An 18,830-nucleotide genomic window follows, 5' to 3' on the forward strand; every position below is an offset into this window, starting at 1 on the left:
CAAGTGAACATCACAGCTGCACGGAGGTGAAGCCCCATGCCGGAAAGAACACCGGCCAGCAGCCGGGAACGTGTCCGCGTTGACGGCCGCGAGCTCCTGGTAACCAACCTGGACAAGGTCATGTATCCGGAGACCGGCACCACCAAGGCCGACGTCTTGGCCTACTACGCGGCCGTGGCGCCCGTACTGATCCCGGCGGCAGCCAACCGGCCCGCCACCCGGAAGCGCTGGGTCCACGGCGTGGGAACCGCCGAGGCGCCCGGCGAAATGTTCTTCCAGAAAAACCTGGACCATTCGACGCCGGGCTGGGTGCCGCGCGCCTCGATCAAACACAAGGAGGGGACCAACCAGTACCCGCTGGTGAACGATCCCGCCACCCTCTCCTGGCTGGCCCAAACCGCCGCGCTCGAGATCCACGTCCCGCAGTGGCGCGTGGACTCGCATGGAAACGCCATGGCGCCGGACCGGCTGGTATTGGACCTCGACCCGGGCGAGGACGCCGGACTGGCCGAGTGCGCGGAGGTGGCCAAGCTGGCCCGGACCATCCTGCAGGATGTCGGCCTGGACCCGGTGCCGGTAACCAGCGGCAGCAAGGGTATCCACCTCTACGCGTCCCTCGACGGGACGCAGAGTTCGGAGCAGATCTCGGAGTTCGCCCATGAGCTGGCGCGGTCGCTGGAGGCTGACCATCCGGGGCTGGCGGTGAGCGACATGAAGAAATCGCTCCGCACCGGCAAGGTCCTGGTGGACTGGAGCCAGAACAGTGCCGCAAAGACCACCATCGTCCCCTACTCCCTGCGCGGCCGGCTCCGGCCCATGGTGGCGGCGCCCCGGACCTGGCGCGAGCTCAGCGCCCCGTCCCTGCACCAGCTGGATTACCAGGAGGTCATGACGCGGGTGAAGGCCGGCAAGGATCCCTTCGCCGCCATTTCGGGAGGAAAGGGAGCCGGCGGCCACGCGGCGGCACGCTCCGGGGACCGTCCCTCCGACAGTACGGGCGGCACGGGCGGCACGGGCGGCGGCACGGGCGGCGGCGGAGACTCCGATCCCCGGCTGGGAAAGTACCGCACGAAGCGGGACCCGGCGGCCACCCCGGAGCCCTTCACCCCGGAGCCCTTCACCGCGGTGCGGCACCGCGCAGAGACCGACGGCGGCACCCTCCGGGAGACGTTCGTCATCCAGGAACACCACGCCAGCCGGCTGCACTTCGACTTCCGGCTGGAGCGCGACGGCGTCCTGGTGTCCTGGGCGCTGCCCAAAGGCGTCCCCACGTCCAAGACGAAGAACCACCTCGCCGTCCAGACCGAGGACCACCCGATGGACTACGCGGACTTCGAAGGCACCATCCCCAAAGGCCAGTACGGCGCCGGGACGGTCAGCATCTGGGACCGCGGGTATTACGAATGCGAGAAGTGGATCGCGGGCAAGGAGGTCATCGCCACCCTGACCGGACAGGACGACGGCGGTCTCGGCGGTACCCGAAGATTCGCCCTGATCCACACCGGCCAGGCCGACGACCAGTGGCTCATCCATCTGATGGACCCCCGGGGCCCGAAGACGGGGTACTCGGCGCCGGCGTCGAAGGACCGCCCCGGAAACGGCACGGCGGAGAAGCAGGCGCAAGAGGGACCGGAGTCAGGTGGCGCCCGAGCCGCCCGGCCCGCCGCGGACTTCACACCGATGCTGGCCAGCCCGGGAACCACGGCGGACCTGCCGGACAAGGACTGGCAGTTCGAACTCAAATGGGACGGCGTGCGGTCCCTGGTCGTGGCGGACGCGACGCAGGTCCGCCTCATCAGCCGCAACGGCATCGACATGTCCGCAACGTACCCCGAGCTGACCGACCGGTCCTGCTGGCCGGAACGGGACTTTATCGCCGACGGCGAGATCATCGCCGTCGGGCCGGCCGGGCGTCCCGACTTCGGGCTGCTCCAGGGGCGGATGAAGCTGACCAAGCCCTCCGACGTCGCGAGGGCCCAGCCGTCCACGCCGGTGCGGCTGATGCTGTTCGATCTGCTGTCCGACGGCGGCGAGGACCTCCGCCGTCTGCCGCTGGCGAAGCGCCGCGGCCGGTTGGAGAAGTTCTTCCAGCCCTCCGGCTGCCCGGTGGAGCTCTCCGCGGTGATCGACGGCGAGGTCACCCACATCCTGGAAAGCGCCCAGGAGCTGGGGCTCGAGGGTGTGATGGCCAAACGCACGGACGGCCGGTACGTCGGCCAGCGCAGCCGGTCCTGGCTCAAGCTCAAGTTTGAACGCACCCAGGAAGTAGTTGTCGGCGGCTGGCGTCCGGGTAAGGGCGGGCGCAGCCAATCCGTGGGCTCGCTGCTGCTGGGCATCCCGGACGGCTCGAAACTCCGGTACGTGGGGCGGGTGGGCAGCGGCTTCAGCATGCGGGAACTCAAGGAGCTGCGGCAGCAGCTTGATGCCCTGCCCCGGAAGACCTCGCCCTTTGAAGAGGTGCCGGCCGTTGACGCCTCGGACGCGCACTGGGTGAGTGCCACCCTCGTCGGAGAAGTCACCTACGGCGAATGGACCGGCAGCGGCAAACTCCGCCACCCCGTCTGGCGCGGCTGGCGGCTGGACAAGAAACCGGCGGACGTGGTGCTCGAGCAGGGTTGAGCAGCGCACAGGGTTGAGCAGCGCGCAGGGTGAGCGGCTGCAACAGGCAACGCAAGCGCGCACAATTCCTGGACACGGAGAAGCCCGGAGCAACCGAGTCCGGTTGTTCCGGGCCATCCGGGCGCCGTTCAAGAGCCGGAGCGGTGGCGGTTCAAGAGGAGTGCGGTGTGTCCGGCGGGGTGATCCGGTGGACCGCGTTCACCGCGGCCTCCTGGCCCGCCCTGCCCAGCTTCGGTTCGTGCTCCTTGGGATGGCGATGCTTGCCGCTGCCGTCCGGCCACTCGTGCCCCTCGGACGCTGGCGGTGGGACGCGGTGCACCGGTTCGGGGCCAGGAGCGTCATCGATGGACTCCGCCAAATGGCTCGCCACCTCCGGTTCGATCTCTTTTTCGTGGTGATGTTCCGCCATTGCTCTTCCTTTCCGCTGCGCAAATTAACCGCCGTGCAAGTAACCGCCGTGCACATTTACGTCGGTGCAAATTAACGTCGGTGCACATTGATCATGTGCACTACCGCTGTGAAATGAAGTGTTCATCCATGGTAGGTCGGCACGGATGAGTTGTCTGTAGCGGTTACCAGCGGACCTTCTTTTCCGCCGGGCCCTGCTTTCCGCTGACGTGGGTCGGCTTGTGGCTGTGGCCGACGCTTTGTGAACCGGCTCCGCCGCGCGACTTGCTGGCCAGCATTTCCTTTTGAGCATCGGTCAGGCGGGATTTGATGCCCTTCCCCTCCTCCGCCGGCTTGGCATCCGCACCGGTTTCGGGTGCGGTCTTGTTGCTTTTTTCGGTGTCTTTGCCAGTCATGGACTGCTCTCCTCAGTGTGGCTTCTCATCAGCACTCCGCTGGATTCAACCCTAAGTGCATTCCGGACACCGTGGGTACCCCCTTTTTTCGGGTGCCAAGGGGTCCTCGGCGGTGCGTCCCGGCCGGCCCGGAAGGCGCCGATTCCGGCCAGAACCCGGTTCCGGACGCCGTCGCTGCAGAAAGTTTGGATGCGGCCCCGCGCACGCCGCCGCTTCCTAGCAATGGCGCGGTGAAACCGGGGAAAAAAATTTCGCCGACCGGCCCTGCAGAGGGCGGAAACAGTGGATCATACTGCACTGGACTCGGAAAATCCATGGAAATCGAGTAAAATTGAAAGCCTGCCCAGAGCGGGGCAGCTACAAGTCGCAAGCAAATGACCTCCACAGGAGTTTCCCATATGCCCACAGACCGAAGCATGACCGACTCTTCAGCAGGCGTTTTGAACGCCAGCCGGACCAACCAAATTGCACCCAAGGGTGCGAGAAAACCAAAGCTACTTCGCCGTCGACTCAAAGAGTCCGACGTAAACGTCGTGGACCAGCCGATGCTCAAGAAAGCCCTCGGCGGCACCATCGTCGGTAACACCATGGAATGGTACGACGTCGGCGTGTTCGGCTACCTGATCACCACCATGGGACCGGTGTTTCTGCCCGAGGCTGACAAGTCCGTGCAGACGCTGTTCCTGCTGGGAACCTTTGCCGCCACCTTCATTGCCCGCCCCCTGGGCGGTGTCCTCTTCGGCTTGCTCGGCGACAAGATCGGCCGCCAGAAGGTTCTCGCGACCACGCTGATGATCATGGCGGCCAGCACCTTCGCCGTCGGGCTCCTGCCCGGCTACGCCCAGATCGGCATCTGGGCAGCAGCGCTCCTGGTTGTCCTCAAACTCGTCCAGGGCTTCTCCACCGGCGGCGAATACGCCGGCGCCACCACGTTCGTGAGCGAATACGCCCCGGACAAACGCCGGGGATTCTTCGCCAGCTTCCTGGACATGGGCAGCTACATCGGCTTCGCCCTCGGCGCCGCCCTCGTCTCCGCGCTCCAGCTGACCCTGGGGCAGGACACCATGGAGCAGTGGGGCTGGCGGATTCCGTTCCTCGTGGCCGGCCCGCTGGGCCTGATCGCAATCTACTTCCGGAACAAGATCGAGGAATCCCCGCAGTTCCAGTCGACCCTGGACGCCCAGGAGAAAACTTCCAAGGACGCCAGCGCCGGGGATGCCGCCGCGTCGAAGGGCCCGGTGGGCATCGTGAAGGCCTACTGGCGCTCGCTCATCGTTGCCATGATCCTGGTGGCAGCCGCCAACACGGCCGGCTACGCCCTGACTTCCTACATGCCGACGTATCTCACCGAGTCCAAGGGGTACGATCCCGTTCACGGCACACTGCTGACGATCCCCGTGCTCGTCATCATGAGCCTCTGCATTCCGCTGACCGGCAAGCTGTCCGACCGGATCGGCCGCCGGCCTGTCCTGTGGATCGGCGCCATCAGCACCGTGGTGCTGGCAACCCCTGCGTTCCTGTTGATCGGCATCGGCGATATCTGGTCCACGCTGGCCGGGCTGTCGCTCATCGCTTTTCCGGTGACGTTCTACGTGGCGAATCTTGCTTCAGCCCTTCCGGCGCAGTTCCCCACCGCCAGCCGCTACGGGGCCATGGGCATTGCCTACAACTTCGCCGTGGCCATCTTCGGCGGAACCACGCCGTTCATCGTCGCTGCACTGATCGGCGCCACGGGCGACGACATGATGCCCGCCTACTACCTGATGGGGACCTCGCTGATCGGCGCGGTGGCCATCTACTTCCTGAAGGAATCGGCCCAGCGTCCGCTGCCGGGCTCCATGCCCAGCGTCGACACGCAGGCCGAGGCCCGCGAGCTCGTTGCTACCCAGGACGAGAACCCGCTGATCGATCTGGAGCACATGGACATGCCATTCGCTGCTCCGGCGGCTGATTCGACGACGGCCCGCGAAACCGAAAAAGTTCCGGCCCCGGCCTGAGCTTGCCCCCTGGCAGCCCGGTCCGGATCATCCTGATCCGGACCGGCTAGTTCAGACTTTGTAGTTCAGCCCCGCCCGTTGAGGCCTGCCTTGCGTGCTTTACCCCTTGGGGGAAGCACTCAAGGCAGGCCTTAGGCGCGTCCGGAAGCAACCCGTGAAGCAGCCCCCAGCAGCCCGCCCAGCCCGAGATAGGAAAAGGAGGCACCCCGTGCAGTCCCTCAGAGGGCACCTCCGAAGCCTGCACCGCCTGGCACCGGCCAACAGGGACCATGTCTCAGCGGTGCGCATGGCCGTCAGCGTGGCCGTCCCGTCCCTCGCGCTCCTCGTCGCGGGCGGCCCGGACCTCATCATCTACGCGGTGTTCGGCGCCCTGACCGGCATGTACGGCCGGGCCGAGCCCCATCAGCTGCGGCTCAAGCACCAGGGCCAGGCCGCCTTCCTGCTGGTGGGCGGGCTGGCCGTCGGCGTCTTCCTCTCGATAAACCATGTCCAATCCTGGGTGCTCGTAGTCACCGAAGCATTGCTGGCGGTGGCAGGGTCCGTGTTCGCGGACAAGGTCGCACTGAAGCCCAACGGCCCGTTCTTCGGTATTCTGGCCCTGGGCGCCTGCGCCTCCATTCCCACAACCGTCCACTGGCACACCGCGGTCCTGATCGGCGCGCTGTCCGCTCTGTTTTCCATGGTGGTTGGCTTTGGCGGCTGGATGCGAGGCCGCGTCTGGGAACGCGGCGCCGAACGCGATGTCCCGCCGCTGCTCGGGGCCCGACGCCGGGCAGCCCGGATTCATGCGGCCCGCTATCTCGCCGCGGTCGGGGTGGCCGGATCCATCGGGGTCCTCAGCGGAAGCGGGCACCCGCACTGGGCTATGGCCGCCGCGGCAGTGCCCCTGGCAGGGGCGGACATGCCCAGCAGCGTCTACCGCGGCCTGCACCGGATCGTCGGGACCCTGGTGGGACTCGTCGTGGTTTCCCTGGTGCTGTTTCCCTGGGTGCTCTCTCCCCTGCGTGCCTTTCCCGGCCACGAGACCGCTGTCCTGGCACTGCTCGTGATTGTCCTGCAATTCACCACGGAGCTGTTCATGACCCGGCACTATGGGCTGGCCATGGTGTCCTTCACGCCAGTGATCCTGCTGATGACCCAGCTCGCAGCCCCCGCAGACCCCCGGACGCTGGTAACTGAACGCGCCGTCGAGACCCTGCTTGGCGCCGGCATCGGCATCCTCGTTGTTGTCCTGATCCGCCGGCGGCGGTGAGAGGCTACTTCGCCCGGCGCGGCGGCCCGGCCACAAACCGGGAGGGCAGGATCCTCGCGGCCGCGGTCAGCAGCTTGTAACGCCTGGTCGGGATCGAGACGGCCTTGCCTTTGCCGTTGTCGGCCAGGCCTTCGCGCACCACACGTTCCGCCTGCAGCCACATCCAGCGCGGAGCCACCGCCTTGTCCATGCCCATGCGGTCGTGGAACTCGGTGTGCGTGAAGCCGGGGCACACCGCCGTGACGTTCACGCCGCGCTTGGCATAGGCAAGGTTGGCGCCGCGGGAGAAGCTCAGCAGCCAGGCCTTCGCGGCGGAGTACGTTCCGCGGGGCAGGAATGCCGCCACACTGGCCACGTTGATGATCCTGCCGGACCCGCGCTCCAGCATTCCCTGCAGCGCGGCATGGCTGAGCTCCATGGCGGTTTCAACGTGCAGCTTGAGATGCCTTCTCTCTTCGGCAATATCGTTCTCCGCGAAGGAACGCAGCAAACCGATCCCCGCGTTGTTGACCAGGATCTCCACCGGCCGTGAAGGATCTGAGAGCCGTGCGACGACGGTGGCCACGCCGGCGTCGTCCGCCAGGTCGGCGGAGATCACTTCGGCGCGGACACTGTAGCGCCGCTCCAAGTCCTCCGCCTTGGCCTGGAGCCTGGCGGCGTCGCGGGCAACCAGCACCACATGGTGCCCCTGCTCGGCGAGCTGGCGGGCGAACTCCGCCCCGATTCCCGCGGTGGCGCCGGTGATCAGGGCAGTGGTGTCAGAGTGCTTCTCGGCGGTTGGCGTCATAGCGACAGCTTAGGCGAGCCAGGCGGCCCATCAGGCCAGGGGCAGTCCCGCGGCCAGGTGGTGCCCCGGGCCCTGTCCGGAGGTGCACGGAACCTCGATCAGGCTCCCGGCGGGGGCTGCTCCGGCCAGTCGACGCACTGGTTGTAGGCGTCATGTTTGCGGAGGTACCGGTACATGAACGGACAGTTCGGGATGATCCGTTTGCCTGACGCCACAACGTCATCCAAGGCGAAGTGGGCCAGCACTTTGCCGAGCCCCTGGCCCTGGAACTGTTCCACTGTGTCGGTGCGGATGAAGTCCACGTGGCCTGGTTCGTCGATGTAACGAATCTCGACTGCCAGCTTGCCGCCGACGTGCAACTCGTAGCGGTGCAGGGCATCATTGCGGGTGGTGGTGACGTCCGGGCGGAACGTGTCTTCAGTGGCTGCCGAGTTCTCCGTCATGGTTCGACATTGGCACTAAAAGGCGGGCGTGGCAATGGTCCGTCCGACCCGTCCGTCCGACCCGTCCTCGGATGCCTCCCGGCCGTCGCGGCCCGGCAGCAGAACCGCGAGCGCAAAACATGCCGCTCCCCCGCCAAGGAGTCCCAGCGTGGGCCCGTTGAGGCGGCATCGCCGAGGGAGACTGTTTCCGGAGTACAGGACCAGTGCGACGGGCGGCCCCAGCGCAAGGTTGCTGCCCTGCGGCCACGTCAAGCGCGGCACGGCGGAGATGTTCAAGGGCGGCGTCATCATGGACGTCATCAACGTAGAGCAGCTGCGCAATCACGCAAATGCTTGAGTATTCAACTTTTCAGGAGTATGTTGGTTGTAGCTTCAAGTATTGAAAAATCACTCGACAGAACAGAATCTGATGAAAATCCTCCTCGCCCGCATATTTGGAAAGAAGACCCCCATGACGAACATCACCATCATTGGCAACGGCAACATGGCCCGGGGCATCGCCACCCGCGCCCTCGCCGCAAACCAGACAGTCGAGATCCTCGGCCAGGAAACCGCTAAGGCCCAGGCCCTGGCCAACGAGCTGGGGGCAGGCGTCACCTTCGGCACCACCGCCGACACCCCGCAGGGCAACATCGTGGTCCTGGCCGTCCCCTTCGATGCCGCCAAGTCCGTGGTCAGCACGTACGGCGAAGCCCTGGCCGGAAAGACAATCGTGGACATCACCAACCCGGTGAACTTCGAAACCTTCGACTCACTGGTGGTGGAGGCAGGCACGTCCGCCGCCGAGGAAATCGCCAAGCTTGCCCCGGCTAGCGCAAACGTGGTCAAGGCCTTCAACACCACCTTCGCGGGCACCCTTGTCGCCGGCGAGTCCGGCGGCCAGCCGCTGGATGTCTTCATCGCCGGAGACGACGCCGACGCCACCAATGCAGTCAGCAGCTTCGTCAGCACCGCAGGCCTGCGCCCCCTGGTCGTCGGACCGCTCAAGCGCGCCGGGGAACTCGAAGGCTTCCAGTTTGTCCTGATGACACTCCAGGCCAACCCCGAGTTCTCCGACTTCAACTGGGACACCGGCCTTAAGGTCACCAACTAGATGCAACCCACCAACACCCCGCCTGTGGTGGCGACTGCCGGATCATCTGACCCGGCGCAGCCACTGGTGGTGCTGCTGCACGGCCGGGGCTCAAACGAACGTGAGATTATCGGTCTCGCCGACCAGTTGCCATCCGGTCCTGCCTATGCCGCGGTACGGGCGCCGATTGCCGAAGGCGGCGGCTATGCGTGGTTCGCCAACCGCGGCATCGGCCGCCCCGTCGCGGAGTCGCTAGCCGATACCATGGCGTGGTTCCGGACCTGGCTTGACGCCGTGGCCCCGGCCGGCCGGCCGGTTGTGCTGGTCGGTTTCAGCGGGGGCGCGGCCTTCGCGGGCGGCCTGTTACTTGCGGACCCGCAACGCTTTGCCGGCGCGGCGATTCTGTATGGCACCCTGCCGTTCGACGCAGGCGTGCCCGTCACGCCTGCCCGGTTGGCCGGTGTTCCGGTATTCGTCGCTCAGGGTGAGCAGGACAGAGTTATCCCGCCGGAGCTGCTGCAGCGCACCTGGCGGTACCTGGTCACGGAATCCGCTGCATCTGCATACGCACGCCGCGATCCCGGCGGGCACGGCGTTACCGGCCAGACCCTGGCCGAGCTCGGGGGCTGGATCCACGAACGGCTTGCGTTCCTCGCCCGTCCGGAGGCGAGTAGCCCCGCAAATGACCCTGACGAGGAGTTGGAAAGGCGCACCTGAGTATTCACGACTACTGCCTGAGCTCCGGGAGAGCACGCTTCGGAAGCTGATCTGGTGGCCGCGGGGCAACCAAGCTTGTGCTGGAAAGCGACGAATCTTTGGAACGGGCCGACCGCCGGATGATCGCAAAGCATCTGAAATCTCACGGTAGTGGGGAGGGCTCGCAGTACATACACTGCAAGCCCCACGAGGAACCACTGCTGTGGGTCAGCGACGCTGTGGCGTGGTGCCGCCAGAAAGGCGGTGCCTGGATCCGCAAGGCTGCTCCACTGGTTCAGGCCAAAAGGAGGGAGGCCAGGATCATGGTCTGATCCTGGCCTCCCCCTTCCGCCGGTTGCGTCTTGCGCCGGCGTCAGCGGGACAGTGTGCGCAGGGCGTTCGCGGCGAAGTTCCGTGCGGCGTGGTCCCACTCGGCCAGCAGGCCCTGGAGGTTTTCGCCGTCAGCCCGGTGCGCCACTGTGCGTTCCTCCAGCATCGTCAGTATTCCGGTGCGCAGCTCGGTATTGAAGTTGACCTTGCCGACGTTCATGGCGGCGGCCTTGACGAGTTCGGCGGCGGGGATACCCGAGGCGCCGTGCAGCACCAGCGGGATGCGGGTGCGCACCGCGATGTCCTGCAGCACGTCCCAGCGGAGCCGTGGCTCCCCCTGGTACTTCCCGTGGACGTTTCCGACCGCCACGGCCAGCAGCTGTGCGCCGGTCCGGGACACGAAGTCCTCCACCTGGCCGGAGTCGGTGAGACCGGCGGTGCCTGCTGCCGGTGCGCTGCCTGCAGCGTCGGCTTCAAAGGCGCGGTCCTCGTCGCCGGCGATGCCGCCGAGTTCGGCTTCGAGGACGACGTCGGCGCTCCCCTGCCCGTCCAGGGCCGTCCGGGCTGCCCGGACCAGCGCAATGTTTTCTTCGTACGGCAGCGACGATCCGTCCACCAGCACGGAGTCCGCCCCCGCGGCGACGGCGTCGGCAATCACGGTGAGGTCGGCGGCGTGGTCCAGCTGGACTGCGATAGGCACGCCGGCGCCGTCGGCCAGCCCGCGAAGAGCGGCGATCAGCCGCAGGCCGTTCGGCGTGGCCGCCGTCTTGGGCGCCACCAGGAGGATGGCGCCCCGGCCGGCCTCCTCGGCCGCGCCCACCACGGCGAGGGCCGTGGTGAAGTCGTAGCATGTGAAGGCCGGCACCGCCGAGCCCTGCTGGAGGGCAGAGGAAACAAGGTGATCGAGTCGGGCCCGCATCAGGCGCTCATGCCTCCCACCATGATCCAGGCCACGAACGTCAGCGCGAAGCCTGCGAGCCCGAGGATGGTGGTCAGCACGGTCCAGGTGCGTAGCCCGTCCGCCACGGTCAATCCGTAGTAGCGCACGACGACCCAGAAGCCGGCGTCGGTCACATGCGAGAGCCCAAGGGAACCGAACCCAATCGCGATGACGATCACGGCAATCTGCGCCGGGGTGTAACCGCCGGCTGCCACCGCAGCGGACAGGAGTCCCGTGGTGGTGACGATGGCGACGGTGGCCGAGCCCTGGGCGGCACGGAGCGCGAGGGAGATGATGAAGCCGAGCAGCAGCAAAGGCACACCCAGCGTGTCGAGCGTCTCGGAGAGCGCCTTGCCGATGCCGGACACCTGCAGCACGCCGCCGAAGACACCGCCTGCGGCCACGACCATGAGGATCGAGGCGATCGGCGGAAGCGCGCCCTCGAAGATCTCACCGGTTTCCTTCAGGGACCACTGGCGGCGGACGGCAAGGAGGAAGAAGGAGAGCCCCACCGCCACGAGGAGGGCAAAGAACGGGTTGCCGACGAAGGCGGCGACGCCGTACCAGTAGTCCTTCTTGTCGATCACGAGGGTGCCGACGGTGCCCAGCAGGATCTGCGTGATCGGCGCGGCGATGAGGAAGATGATCAGTCCCGGGCGGGGCGGGGCGATGGCGTGGTGGCCGGGGCCGACGTGGCCGGCTCGGACCAGCGAATCGGAGCCGAACTCGTCGACCTGGGCCTTAACACTCGGCAGCAGCTCGTAGTCCTTACGGTTCATGATGCTGGCCACCCAGTAGGACAGGAAGCCGAGCGGCACGCAGATGGCCAGGGAAATCAGGGCAATCAGGCCGATGTCTGCGCCGAGCACGCCCGCGCCGGCCACGATTCCCGGGTGCGGCGGGACCGCGACGTGGATGGAGAGCATGATGCCCGCCATCGGCAGGCCGAACTTCACCGGGTGCAGGTTGGCGATCTTGGAGAACGCGTAGACGATCGGGACGAGCACGATGATGCCCACCTCGAAGAAGACCGGGATGGCGACGAGGAAGCCGACGGCGGTGAGGGCCACGGCCACGCGCTTGGCGCCCAGTTTCCGGGTGAAGTGGTCCGCGAGTGACTGGACGCCGCCGGAGACCTCGATCATCCGGCCCAGCACGGCGCCCAGGGCGATCAGGATTGCGACCTTGCCCAGCGTGCTTCCCACGCCGTTGGCCACCACGGTGAACACGTCCTTGAGCGGGATCTGGGCGGCCACGGCCACCAGGATGCTGACGCTCAGCAGGGCCACGAAGGCCTGGATCTTGAAGCGGATGATCATCAGCAGAAGCAGGGCTACGCCGGCAACGGCGATGGTCAGCAGCAGCGGAGTTCCCAGCTCCACGGCAGGCTTGATGACGGGCGCGTCTGCGGCGCGCACCGCCAGGGAGTTGATCAGGGGGGTCATCGTGAGGGTGTCTCCTTTGACAGGAATGTGTCGTAAAAGTAGGGGTGGGAAGCAGAAGGGATTCTTGCTAGGCCGTGCGTTTGGTGGGGGCGATGACCTTGATGACGGCGGAGTCGTCGGCGGCGGCGAGGCCCTGGGCCTGGCCGAGGAGGTAGAGCTGCTCGGCGGCGGCGGCCACGGGGGCGGCGAGTCCGGCGGCGCGGGTGGCCTTGCCGACGATGCCCATGTCCTTGACGAAGATGTCCAGGCGGCTGAGGACCTCGGCGCCGTTTTCCGTGTAGGCCTCCAGGATCCGGGGGCCGCGGTTGGAGAGCATGAAGGAGCCTGCTGCGCCGGCTTCGAGGGCGGCGAGGGTCTTGGCCTGGTCCAGGCCCAGGGCGTCGGCCAGGGCCATGGCCTCGGCGGCGGCGGCGATGTGGATGCCGCACAGCAGCTGGTTGACGGTCTTGAGGGCCTGGCCGTCGCCGGGCTTGTCCCCGACCACGGTCAGGGTGGAGGCGAGCAGTTCCAGGACCGGGCGGGCGGCTTCCAGGGCGGCCGGCTCGGCGCCGACGACGATCAGCAGGTCGCCTTCGCCGGCGCGCTTGGGTCCGCCGGAGAGCGGCGCGTCGACCAGGGCCACGCCGGATTCCGCGAGGCGGGCGACGGTGGCCGGGATGGCTTCGGTGCCCACGGTGCTGCCGAGGATCACGACGGCGCCCGGCTTCAGCACGGAGGCGACGCCGTTCTCGCCGAAGAGGACGTCGTCGAGCTGTTCGCCGTTGCGCACGGCCAGCAGCAGGGCGTCGGCGCCCCCGGCGGCGTCCCGGGCGGAGACAAAGGTCCGGATGCCCGCCTCTTCGGCGAGCTTCAGCCGCGGCTCGGCGATGTCGAAGCCGTGGACGGTCAGCCGGGTGGCCAGGCGGGTGGCCATCGGCAGGCCCATGGCGCCAAGGCCGAGGACGGCGACTGTGTAGTCGTGTGCGGTCATGTGCTGTGCGGTCATGGTTTTCTCCGTTGAAGGCGTGAGTTTGGGTGGGCCCACACCTGCCAGGGGCAGGTGGGGACTAGAAGGTGTTGCTGAGTTTGCGGGTGACCTGGGCCAGGGACTCGTCGTCGCCGACGTTGCCGGCGAACACGATGTACGGGATGCCCTTCGCGGGCCCGTCCACCGGTTCCCAGAGGCTCACGATGCCCGGCAGCATGGGCCCGCGGACGATCGCGTGCCGGATCTCCAGCCCGTGGGCGGCGACGTCCGAGGACGTGATGCCGCCCTTGGCGATCACGAACCGCGGCGGGAAGGCCTTGAGCGTGCGGTTCACGACGGCGACGACGGCGGCCGAGACGGTGCGCGCGATCCGCAGGCTTGCGGCGGCGTCGTCGGTCTTGATCAGCAGGCGGCTGGTGTGGACGATCACGTCGCCGCCGTGCAGGGCTTCGATAACCGTGTCAACGGTCCGGTCCAGGTAGCTGTCCGCTTCCTCGCCGAGGAGCTGTTCGACGTCGATCTCGACGATGCGGGCGGCGCTGTGCTGTTCGGTGAGGACCTTGAGCTGGCGGGTGGTGACGCCGACATGCGAGCCGACGACGATCAGGCCGCCGGCCTCCGAGGGGGTGTTGCCGGCGTAGGCTTCCTCGCCGCTGAGCTCGGAACGGATCTCCTGGCCGATCCGGGCGCGGACGAACGGCGGGCCGACGCGGTAGAGGAGCTTCTTGCCGCGGCGTTCGGCTTCCTCCAGGCCGAGGGCCAGGGCGCGGAGGTCGTTTTCGGTGACGATGTCCGCGACGATCGGGGTGGACTGCTCGGCGGTCTCGATCGCGTCGGCGATGGCCTTGGCGGAGACGGCCGGGTCCGCTGGGACACCGTCCCGGGCGGCGCCGGCGCGGATGATGTTCAGATCCAGGACGATCACCGAGTCCGCGGCGAAACGCCCCTGGGACTTCTCCTCCACATACCTGGCCAGCTCGGAGTTGGCGAAGCCGAAGCTCGCGTCCTTGGCGAATTCCGTCTCGGCGACGGGCGTGAGCCGGCCGACCTCCGGACCGGGGCCGCGCATGTAGTGCACGCCGCCGATGGTGACGCGGCCGGCGTCGGGGAACGCGGGGACGATCACGACGCCGTCAGTCTGCTCGCCGCTGACCGCGGCGACGGTGGCGGCAATGACATCCGGTTCCAGCGGGTAGTGGCCCCGCAGGGTGGAATCACTGCGGCTGACGAAACTCAGGCGGATCGCGACTTCAGCAGCACTGGATCCGGCGGCACCGGCGGCCGCCAGGGCGTTCCGGACGACCTCCTCGTTGCGGCCTGCCGCTTCGGCCGGGTCCAGGCTGCGGGTGTTCGTGAGCACATAAACGGCGCGGGGGCGTTGGCCGTCGATTTGGTGGGCGAAGGCCCAGGCGAAGTCGGCCGGCTCCCAGCGGGTCAGGACCGGCAGATCCGCTACCGACTGGGTGCCGGTGGGGTCATCGTCAAGGACCACCAGGATCCGGGGAAAGTCCTGGGCCGAGGCGGCCACGCTGTTGGCGACCAGCCGGGCGGGGATCTGTACCTCGGCCGGGAAGGCGGCGAGTACGTCTGCTTCAAGGGGCACTTTGCACTCCATTGTGTATATAGATCTGCGGCAGGTCCGCAGTTGAGATATTTGTAAGATGTCTGACATCTTATGTCCGAGTGATAGTGTGTCATAAGGCACAGGGGCGCGCAAGTTGACTGTGTCTTCGAGCAGGACGTCATCGAGCAGGACGTCATCAAGCAGGACCAAGTCGTTGGACGGGGAATATTGGCTAGGAAATCGTTGGTCGGGGTCGTGGCGGACGAACTGCTGGACCGGATCATTGCCGGCGAGTTTCCGCCGGGAACAAGTGTCCCCGGCGAGCTCGAGCTAAGCGCGAGGCACGAAGTCAGCCGCATGACCGTACGCGAGGCAATGAAGACCCTGGAGGCCCAACGAATCCTCAGCGTGGAGCGGGGCCGGGGCACTTTCGTGAACCCGCTCAACCGCTGGGCATCCCTGGAGGCCGTGCTGCGGGCAGCCTCGGAAGGGAAAAACGATGCTTCCGCGGCCGTCCAGTTGATCGAACTCCGCCGGATGCTGGAAAGCGGCGCCTGCGAACTAGCCGCGGCCCGGATCGGGGACGCCGACCTCGAGAGCCTCTACGGGCATCTGGAGGCGATGCGGAGCGCCCACGGCAGCAACGACGTCGCGGCTTTTGTGGAGGCAGACCTGGCGTTCCACGACCTCATCCTCAAGGCCTCCGAGAACGTCTTTGCCGCAGTGCTGTTCGAACCCCTGCACCGGATTCTGGAGAAGGGCCGCACCGAAACCTCGAAGGTGCCGGACATCCAGGAGCATGCGGTCTGGCACCATCAGCAGATCGCGGATGCCTTGGCCTCACGCGATCCGCACCGCGCCCGCGACGCCATGGACGCACACATGCAGCAGACGCTCGACGACCTCAAGAGCTACGTCCTGAAGGTGCATTCCGCCTAGCTAGGGCGCACCACGAAGCTGCGGCGGCGTGCAGTGCGCCCGGGCGGCATCCGGGCTGCCCGGGCTCAGGCCAGGGAGAGGAACAGTTTTTCCAGCTCAGCCCGGTCCAGGCTGGGGTCTTCCTGCTGCATGCACTGTTGCAGGCCCGTGGCGATAATGGAGAATCCGGCCTTGTCCAAGGCGCTGGAGACGGCCGCCAACTGGGTCACCACGCTCTTGCAGTCGCGGCCCTCCTCGATCATCCGGGTGACGGCAGCAAGCTGGCCCTGGGCACGACGAAGGCGGTTGATGACGGACTTCATGTCGGCGGGATCGAGTTCCATGGGCACCTCCGGGAGCAGTCGACTTCTTATCCATCGTATACCCCGGGCAGTATTAGGTATACCCCTAGCGGTATAACTACATGGAACAATGCCGCGGAGCACCCTCCCGCCCTCGGCGCGCAAGGGACCTTAGTACCTACCGGCGCCCGGAATATCAGCGTATTGCTGGGAATGTGAACGCCGCCCGTTTCTTCGATTCAGGCGCCGGCCGCCCCGGCGCCACAGTCCACACCAGGGGCCACACCGCGGGTGCAGGGATCGCCGGGCCGTGGAACCGGTACGTGGCCATGGGGGATTCGTTCACCGCGGGGATCGGGGACCCTGAGCCGCGCAGTCCCGGCGGCATGAGGGGCTGGGCGGACCGTATTGCTGAAGAGCTGAGCGAGGGACGGAGGGACTTCGCGTACGCGAACCTCGCCATCAGCGGACTCGTGCTTCGCCAGATCCTGGACCAGCAGCTGGGCCCTGCGATCGAGCTGAAGCCTGATCTGGTCACCCTCTCGGCCGGCGGCAACGATCTCGTCTTCCACCGGAGCGATCCGGACCGGCTGGCCGCCACCCTCGACGCCGCGGTGGGCATGCTCAGCGCCACCGGGGCGACCATCGTTCTGTTCACCGGCCCGGACTGGGGGGACACTCCGTTGTTTGGCCATATCCGGGGAAAAGTGGCCGTGTTCAACGAGAACATCCGGACCATCGCGGCGCGCCATAACGGCGTTATCGCCGATTTGTGGACGCTGCGGCAACTGTCGGATCCGCGGATGTGGGATCCGGACCGCCTGCACTTCTCGCCGATGGGCCACCACACCATCGCGGCAATGGTCCTGGAGACCCTGAACGTGCCCCACAGCCTGCGGCCCCTGCAACCCAAGCCCCTGCCGTCCGGCGGCTGGCGGGAAAGCAAGGCAGGCGACGTCGCCTGGCTCACGAACTACCTGCTGCCCTGGATGGTGAGCCGGGTCCGGCCACGGGGCGACGGTGCGCCGCTGGCAGCCAAACGTCCCCGGCCGGGTCCGGTCGCTGGGTCCGAAAGCGCCGTGCCGCACCCCTAGTCCAGCCGCGATCTGTCGGCTAATCTGCAGGAACGGCCCGCAGCCGGGCATCGAAGGCGATCACGAGGAGCGAAGTTGTCTAATCACACTTACAGCATTTCTGAAATTGTCGGAACCTCGAATGAAGGCGTTGACGCGGCCGTCCGCAATGGGATCTCGGAGGCAGCAAAGACCCTGCGCAACCTCGACTGGTTTGAAGTGAAGGAAGTCCGCGGCCACCTCGAAAACGGCGAGGTTGCCGATTGGCAGGTGACGATCAAGCTCGGATTCCGCCTGGAGCGCTGATGTCCGCGGCCGGGGCGCCGTAGCTGGCCAGCAGCATCAGCGAATCGGCCGACGGCGTCCCCGGCCGGGCAGAGAAGATCCGCAGCATCTGGCCGGAATCGTCCGGCAGGACGAGGTTCCCGAAATTCAGTTCCGGCTCGCCGACGATCGGGCGGCGTAGCCGCAGGACGCCCGAGGACCAGGGCCGACACGTCCCCCCGGCCTCCAGCAACTGCCGCAGCGCCGGGCGCACACCCTGTGACTGGACGGCACCGCATGGGGATGCCGCGCCAACACCGCCGGGCAGGCCGGCATCCTCCGGCTTCAGCCGCGACCGCATGGCTTTGAGGAATTTTCCGAATCCCCTGCGGGACTGCATAGGCTCGGTTCGACAGGGACCCTCAAGCAGCACCGGAACATCACAAGGGTCCGGCCCCACCAGCGAAGAGAGCACGAGATGTCCGAGATCCAGCCCGGCGGCACCGAAGCGGCCGCCGCGCAGCGCCCCATCCTCCCCGAAGTGACGCTCAACAACGGGGTGACCGTCCCCCAGCTGGGCTTCGGCGTGTTCCAGGTGCCGCCGGAGGAAACCCAGCGGATCGTCGAGGACGCGCTGGCCGCCGGCTACCGCCATATCGACACGGCCGCCGCCTACCGCAACGAGGCGGGGGTGGGGGCGGCGATTGCCGCCTCCGGAATCCCGCGCGAGGAACTCTTCGTCACCACCAAGCTGCGGAACGGCGAGCAGGGCAACGCTCGCGAAGCCTTCCGGAACAGCCGGAAGGCGCTGGGACTCGAGGTCATCGACCTCTACCTCATCCACTGGCCGGTGCCCGCACAAGGGCTCTACACCCAAGCCTGGCAGGCAATGGAGCAGCTCTACGCCCAGCAGCAGGTCCGCGCGATCGGTGTCTCCAATTTCCTCAGCGGCCACCTGGACACACTCCTGGGAGCCGCGGAGGTGGTTCCGGCCGTCAACCAGATCGAAATCCACCCCAGCTTCCAGCAGCGCGAACTCGCCGCCAGGAGCCGCTCGCTGGAGATCGCCGTCGAGGCCTACAGCCCGCTGGGGCAGGGTTCAGACCTGGCTGAAGATACGGTCACGGCCCTGGCCGACAAGTATGGTGCCACGCCGGCTCAGATCGTTCTCGCCTGGCACCTCGGCTCCGGCACTATTGCCATCCCCAAGTCCTCGACGCCGGGCCGCATGCTGGAAAACCTCAAGTCAGCGGCCATCACCCTGACTCCCGCGGAGCTGGCCGCCATCACACAGCTGGAGACCGGTTCCCGGATCGGCTCAGACCCCGCCACGGCGTCGCACAGCCAGCTTTAGGACG

General features: G+C 67.0%; 19 protein-coding genes. 9 read left to right on the forward strand and 10 right to left on the reverse strand.

What is annotated here, in order from left to right; genetic code table 11:
• Positions 1 to 36 precede the first annotated feature (36 nt).
• Positions 37 to 2,619 carry an ATP-dependent DNA ligase gene (locus ACVWZ8_RS06115; RefSeq protein ID WP_456504112.1) on the forward strand — a complete coding sequence of 861 codons (2,583 nt, stop codon included), beginning with the start codon at positions 37 to 39 and terminating at the stop codon, positions 2,617 to 2,619.
• Positions 2,620 to 2,770: 151 nt separating this feature from the next.
• On the opposite strand, the gene ACVWZ8_RS06120 is transcribed toward ACVWZ8_RS06115, so the two are convergent.
• Positions 2,771 to 3,028, reverse strand: a complete 258-nt coding sequence (locus tag ACVWZ8_RS06120; RefSeq protein ID WP_456504113.1) for a hypothetical protein — start codon at positions 3,026 to 3,028, stop codon at positions 2,771 to 2,773.
• A 163-nt stretch (positions 3,029 to 3,191) separates the two neighbouring features.
• The gene (locus tag ACVWZ8_RS06125) at positions 3,192 to 3,422 is read right to left on the reverse strand and encodes a hypothetical protein (protein ID WP_426975755.1); all 231 of its coding nucleotides are present in this window, start codon (positions 3,420 to 3,422) and stop codon (positions 3,192 to 3,194) included.
• Between the two features lie 398 nt (positions 3,423 to 3,820).
• Here ACVWZ8_RS06125 and ACVWZ8_RS06130 point away from each other — a divergent pair, with 398 nt between their 5' ends.
• Together ACVWZ8_RS06130 and ACVWZ8_RS06135 are read left to right on the forward strand one after the other, a co-directional pair.
• Positions 3,821 to 5,419: an MFS transporter gene (locus ACVWZ8_RS06130; RefSeq protein WP_426975754.1), complete on the forward strand. Its 1,599-nt coding sequence runs from the start codon at positions 3,821 to 3,823 to the stop codon at positions 5,417 to 5,419.
• Between the two features lie 208 nt (positions 5,420 to 5,627).
• Positions 5,628 to 6,671, forward strand: coding sequence for an FUSC family protein (locus ACVWZ8_RS06135; RefSeq protein WP_456504114.1), 1,044 nt, complete (start codon positions 5,628 to 5,630; stop codon positions 6,669 to 6,671).
• A 4-nt stretch (positions 6,672 to 6,675) separates the two neighbouring features.
• On the opposite strand, the gene ACVWZ8_RS06140 is transcribed toward ACVWZ8_RS06135, so the two are convergent.
• Positions 6,676 to 7,458 carry an SDR family NAD(P)-dependent oxidoreductase gene (locus ACVWZ8_RS06140; RefSeq protein WP_426975752.1) on the reverse strand — a complete coding sequence of 261 codons (783 nt, stop codon included), beginning with the start codon at positions 7,456 to 7,458 and terminating at the stop codon, positions 6,676 to 6,678.
• A gap of 98 nt (positions 7,459 to 7,556) precedes the next feature.
• On the reverse strand, positions 7,557 to 7,901 hold the full coding sequence (locus ACVWZ8_RS06145) for a GNAT family N-acetyltransferase (protein ID WP_426975751.1): 345 nt from the start codon (positions 7,899 to 7,901) through the stop codon (positions 7,557 to 7,559).
• A 451-nt stretch (positions 7,902 to 8,352) separates the two neighbouring features.
• On the opposite strand from ACVWZ8_RS06145, the gene ACVWZ8_RS06150 reads away from it, so the two are divergent.
• A complete protein-coding gene (locus ACVWZ8_RS06150) occupies positions 8,353 to 8,994 on the forward strand; it encodes an NADPH-dependent F420 reductase (protein WP_426975750.1) in 642 nt (213 codons plus the stop codon).
• Complete coding sequence (locus ACVWZ8_RS06155) at positions 8,995 to 9,690, forward strand: alpha/beta hydrolase (protein WP_456504115.1); 696 nt, start codon at positions 8,995 to 8,997, stop codon at positions 9,688 to 9,690.
• Between the two features lie 352 nt (positions 9,691 to 10,042).
• Here ACVWZ8_RS06155 and ACVWZ8_RS06160 read toward each other — a convergent pair whose 3' ends face one another.
• The 4 genes from ACVWZ8_RS06160 to ACVWZ8_RS06175 all read right to left on the reverse strand — a co-directional run bounded on the left by ACVWZ8_RS06160 (position 10,043) and on the right by ACVWZ8_RS06175 (position 14,954).
• The gene (locus ACVWZ8_RS06160; RefSeq protein ID WP_456504116.1) at positions 10,043 to 10,918 is read right to left on the reverse strand and encodes a class II fructose-bisphosphate aldolase; all 876 of its coding nucleotides are present in this window, start codon (positions 10,916 to 10,918) and stop codon (positions 10,043 to 10,045) included.
• Positions 10,918 to 12,384 (reverse strand): GntP family transporter, encoded by a 1,467-nt coding sequence (locus ACVWZ8_RS06165; RefSeq protein WP_426975747.1) that lies wholly within the window; start codon positions 12,382 to 12,384, stop codon positions 10,918 to 10,920. Before ACVWZ8_RS06165 ends, ACVWZ8_RS06160 begins: the two co-directional genes overlap by 1 nt.
• Before the next feature lie 67 nt (positions 12,385 to 12,451).
• Entirely contained in the window at positions 12,452 to 13,354 is a 903-nt protein-coding gene (locus ACVWZ8_RS06170) for an NAD(P)-dependent oxidoreductase (protein WP_456505911.1), read from the reverse strand.
• A 76-nt stretch (positions 13,355 to 13,430) separates the two neighbouring features.
• Positions 13,431 to 14,954 carry a four-carbon acid sugar kinase family protein gene (locus ACVWZ8_RS06175; protein ID WP_456504117.1) on the reverse strand — a complete coding sequence of 508 codons (1,524 nt, stop codon included), beginning with the start codon at positions 14,952 to 14,954 and terminating at the stop codon, positions 13,431 to 13,433.
• Between the two features lie 189 nt (positions 14,955 to 15,143).
• Between ACVWZ8_RS06175 and ACVWZ8_RS06180 the strand changes: the two genes are divergently transcribed.
• On the forward strand, positions 15,144 to 15,854 hold the full coding sequence (locus ACVWZ8_RS06180) for a FadR/GntR family transcriptional regulator (RefSeq protein ID WP_426975745.1): 711 nt from the start codon (positions 15,144 to 15,146) through the stop codon (positions 15,852 to 15,854).
• 65 nt (positions 15,855 to 15,919) lie between these two features.
• Here ACVWZ8_RS06180 and ACVWZ8_RS06185 read toward each other — a convergent pair whose 3' ends face one another.
• Complete coding sequence (locus tag ACVWZ8_RS06185; RefSeq protein ID WP_354245727.1) at positions 15,920 to 16,177, reverse strand: metal-sensitive transcriptional regulator; 258 nt, start codon at positions 16,175 to 16,177, stop codon at positions 15,920 to 15,922.
• 257 nt (positions 16,178 to 16,434) lie between these two features.
• On the opposite strand from ACVWZ8_RS06185, the gene ACVWZ8_RS06190 reads away from it, so the two are divergent.
• Entirely contained in the window at positions 16,435 to 17,229 is a 795-nt protein-coding gene (locus ACVWZ8_RS06190) for an SGNH/GDSL hydrolase family protein (RefSeq protein WP_456505912.1), read from the forward strand.
• Between the two features lie 75 nt (positions 17,230 to 17,304).
• The gene (locus tag ACVWZ8_RS06195; RefSeq protein ID WP_426975743.1) at positions 17,305 to 17,514 is read left to right on the forward strand and encodes a dodecin; all 210 of its coding nucleotides are present in this window, start codon (positions 17,305 to 17,307) and stop codon (positions 17,512 to 17,514) included.
• On the opposite strand, the gene ACVWZ8_RS06200 is transcribed toward ACVWZ8_RS06195, so the two are convergent.
• Positions 17,486 to 17,833: an MmyB family transcriptional regulator gene (locus ACVWZ8_RS06200; RefSeq protein ID WP_456504118.1), complete on the reverse strand. Its 348-nt coding sequence runs from the start codon at positions 17,831 to 17,833 to the stop codon at positions 17,486 to 17,488. The genes ACVWZ8_RS06195 and ACVWZ8_RS06200 overlap by 29 nt on opposite strands.
• A gap of 117 nt (positions 17,834 to 17,950) precedes the next feature.
• On the opposite strand from ACVWZ8_RS06200, the gene ACVWZ8_RS06205 reads away from it, so the two are divergent.
• Complete coding sequence (locus ACVWZ8_RS06205; RefSeq protein ID WP_456504119.1) at positions 17,951 to 18,826, forward strand: aldo/keto reductase; 876 nt, start codon at positions 17,951 to 17,953, stop codon at positions 18,824 to 18,826.
• The last annotated feature ends 4 nt before the right edge of the window (positions 18,827 to 18,830 follow it).

This window comes from Arthrobacter sp. UYCu723, assembly GCF_054059215.1.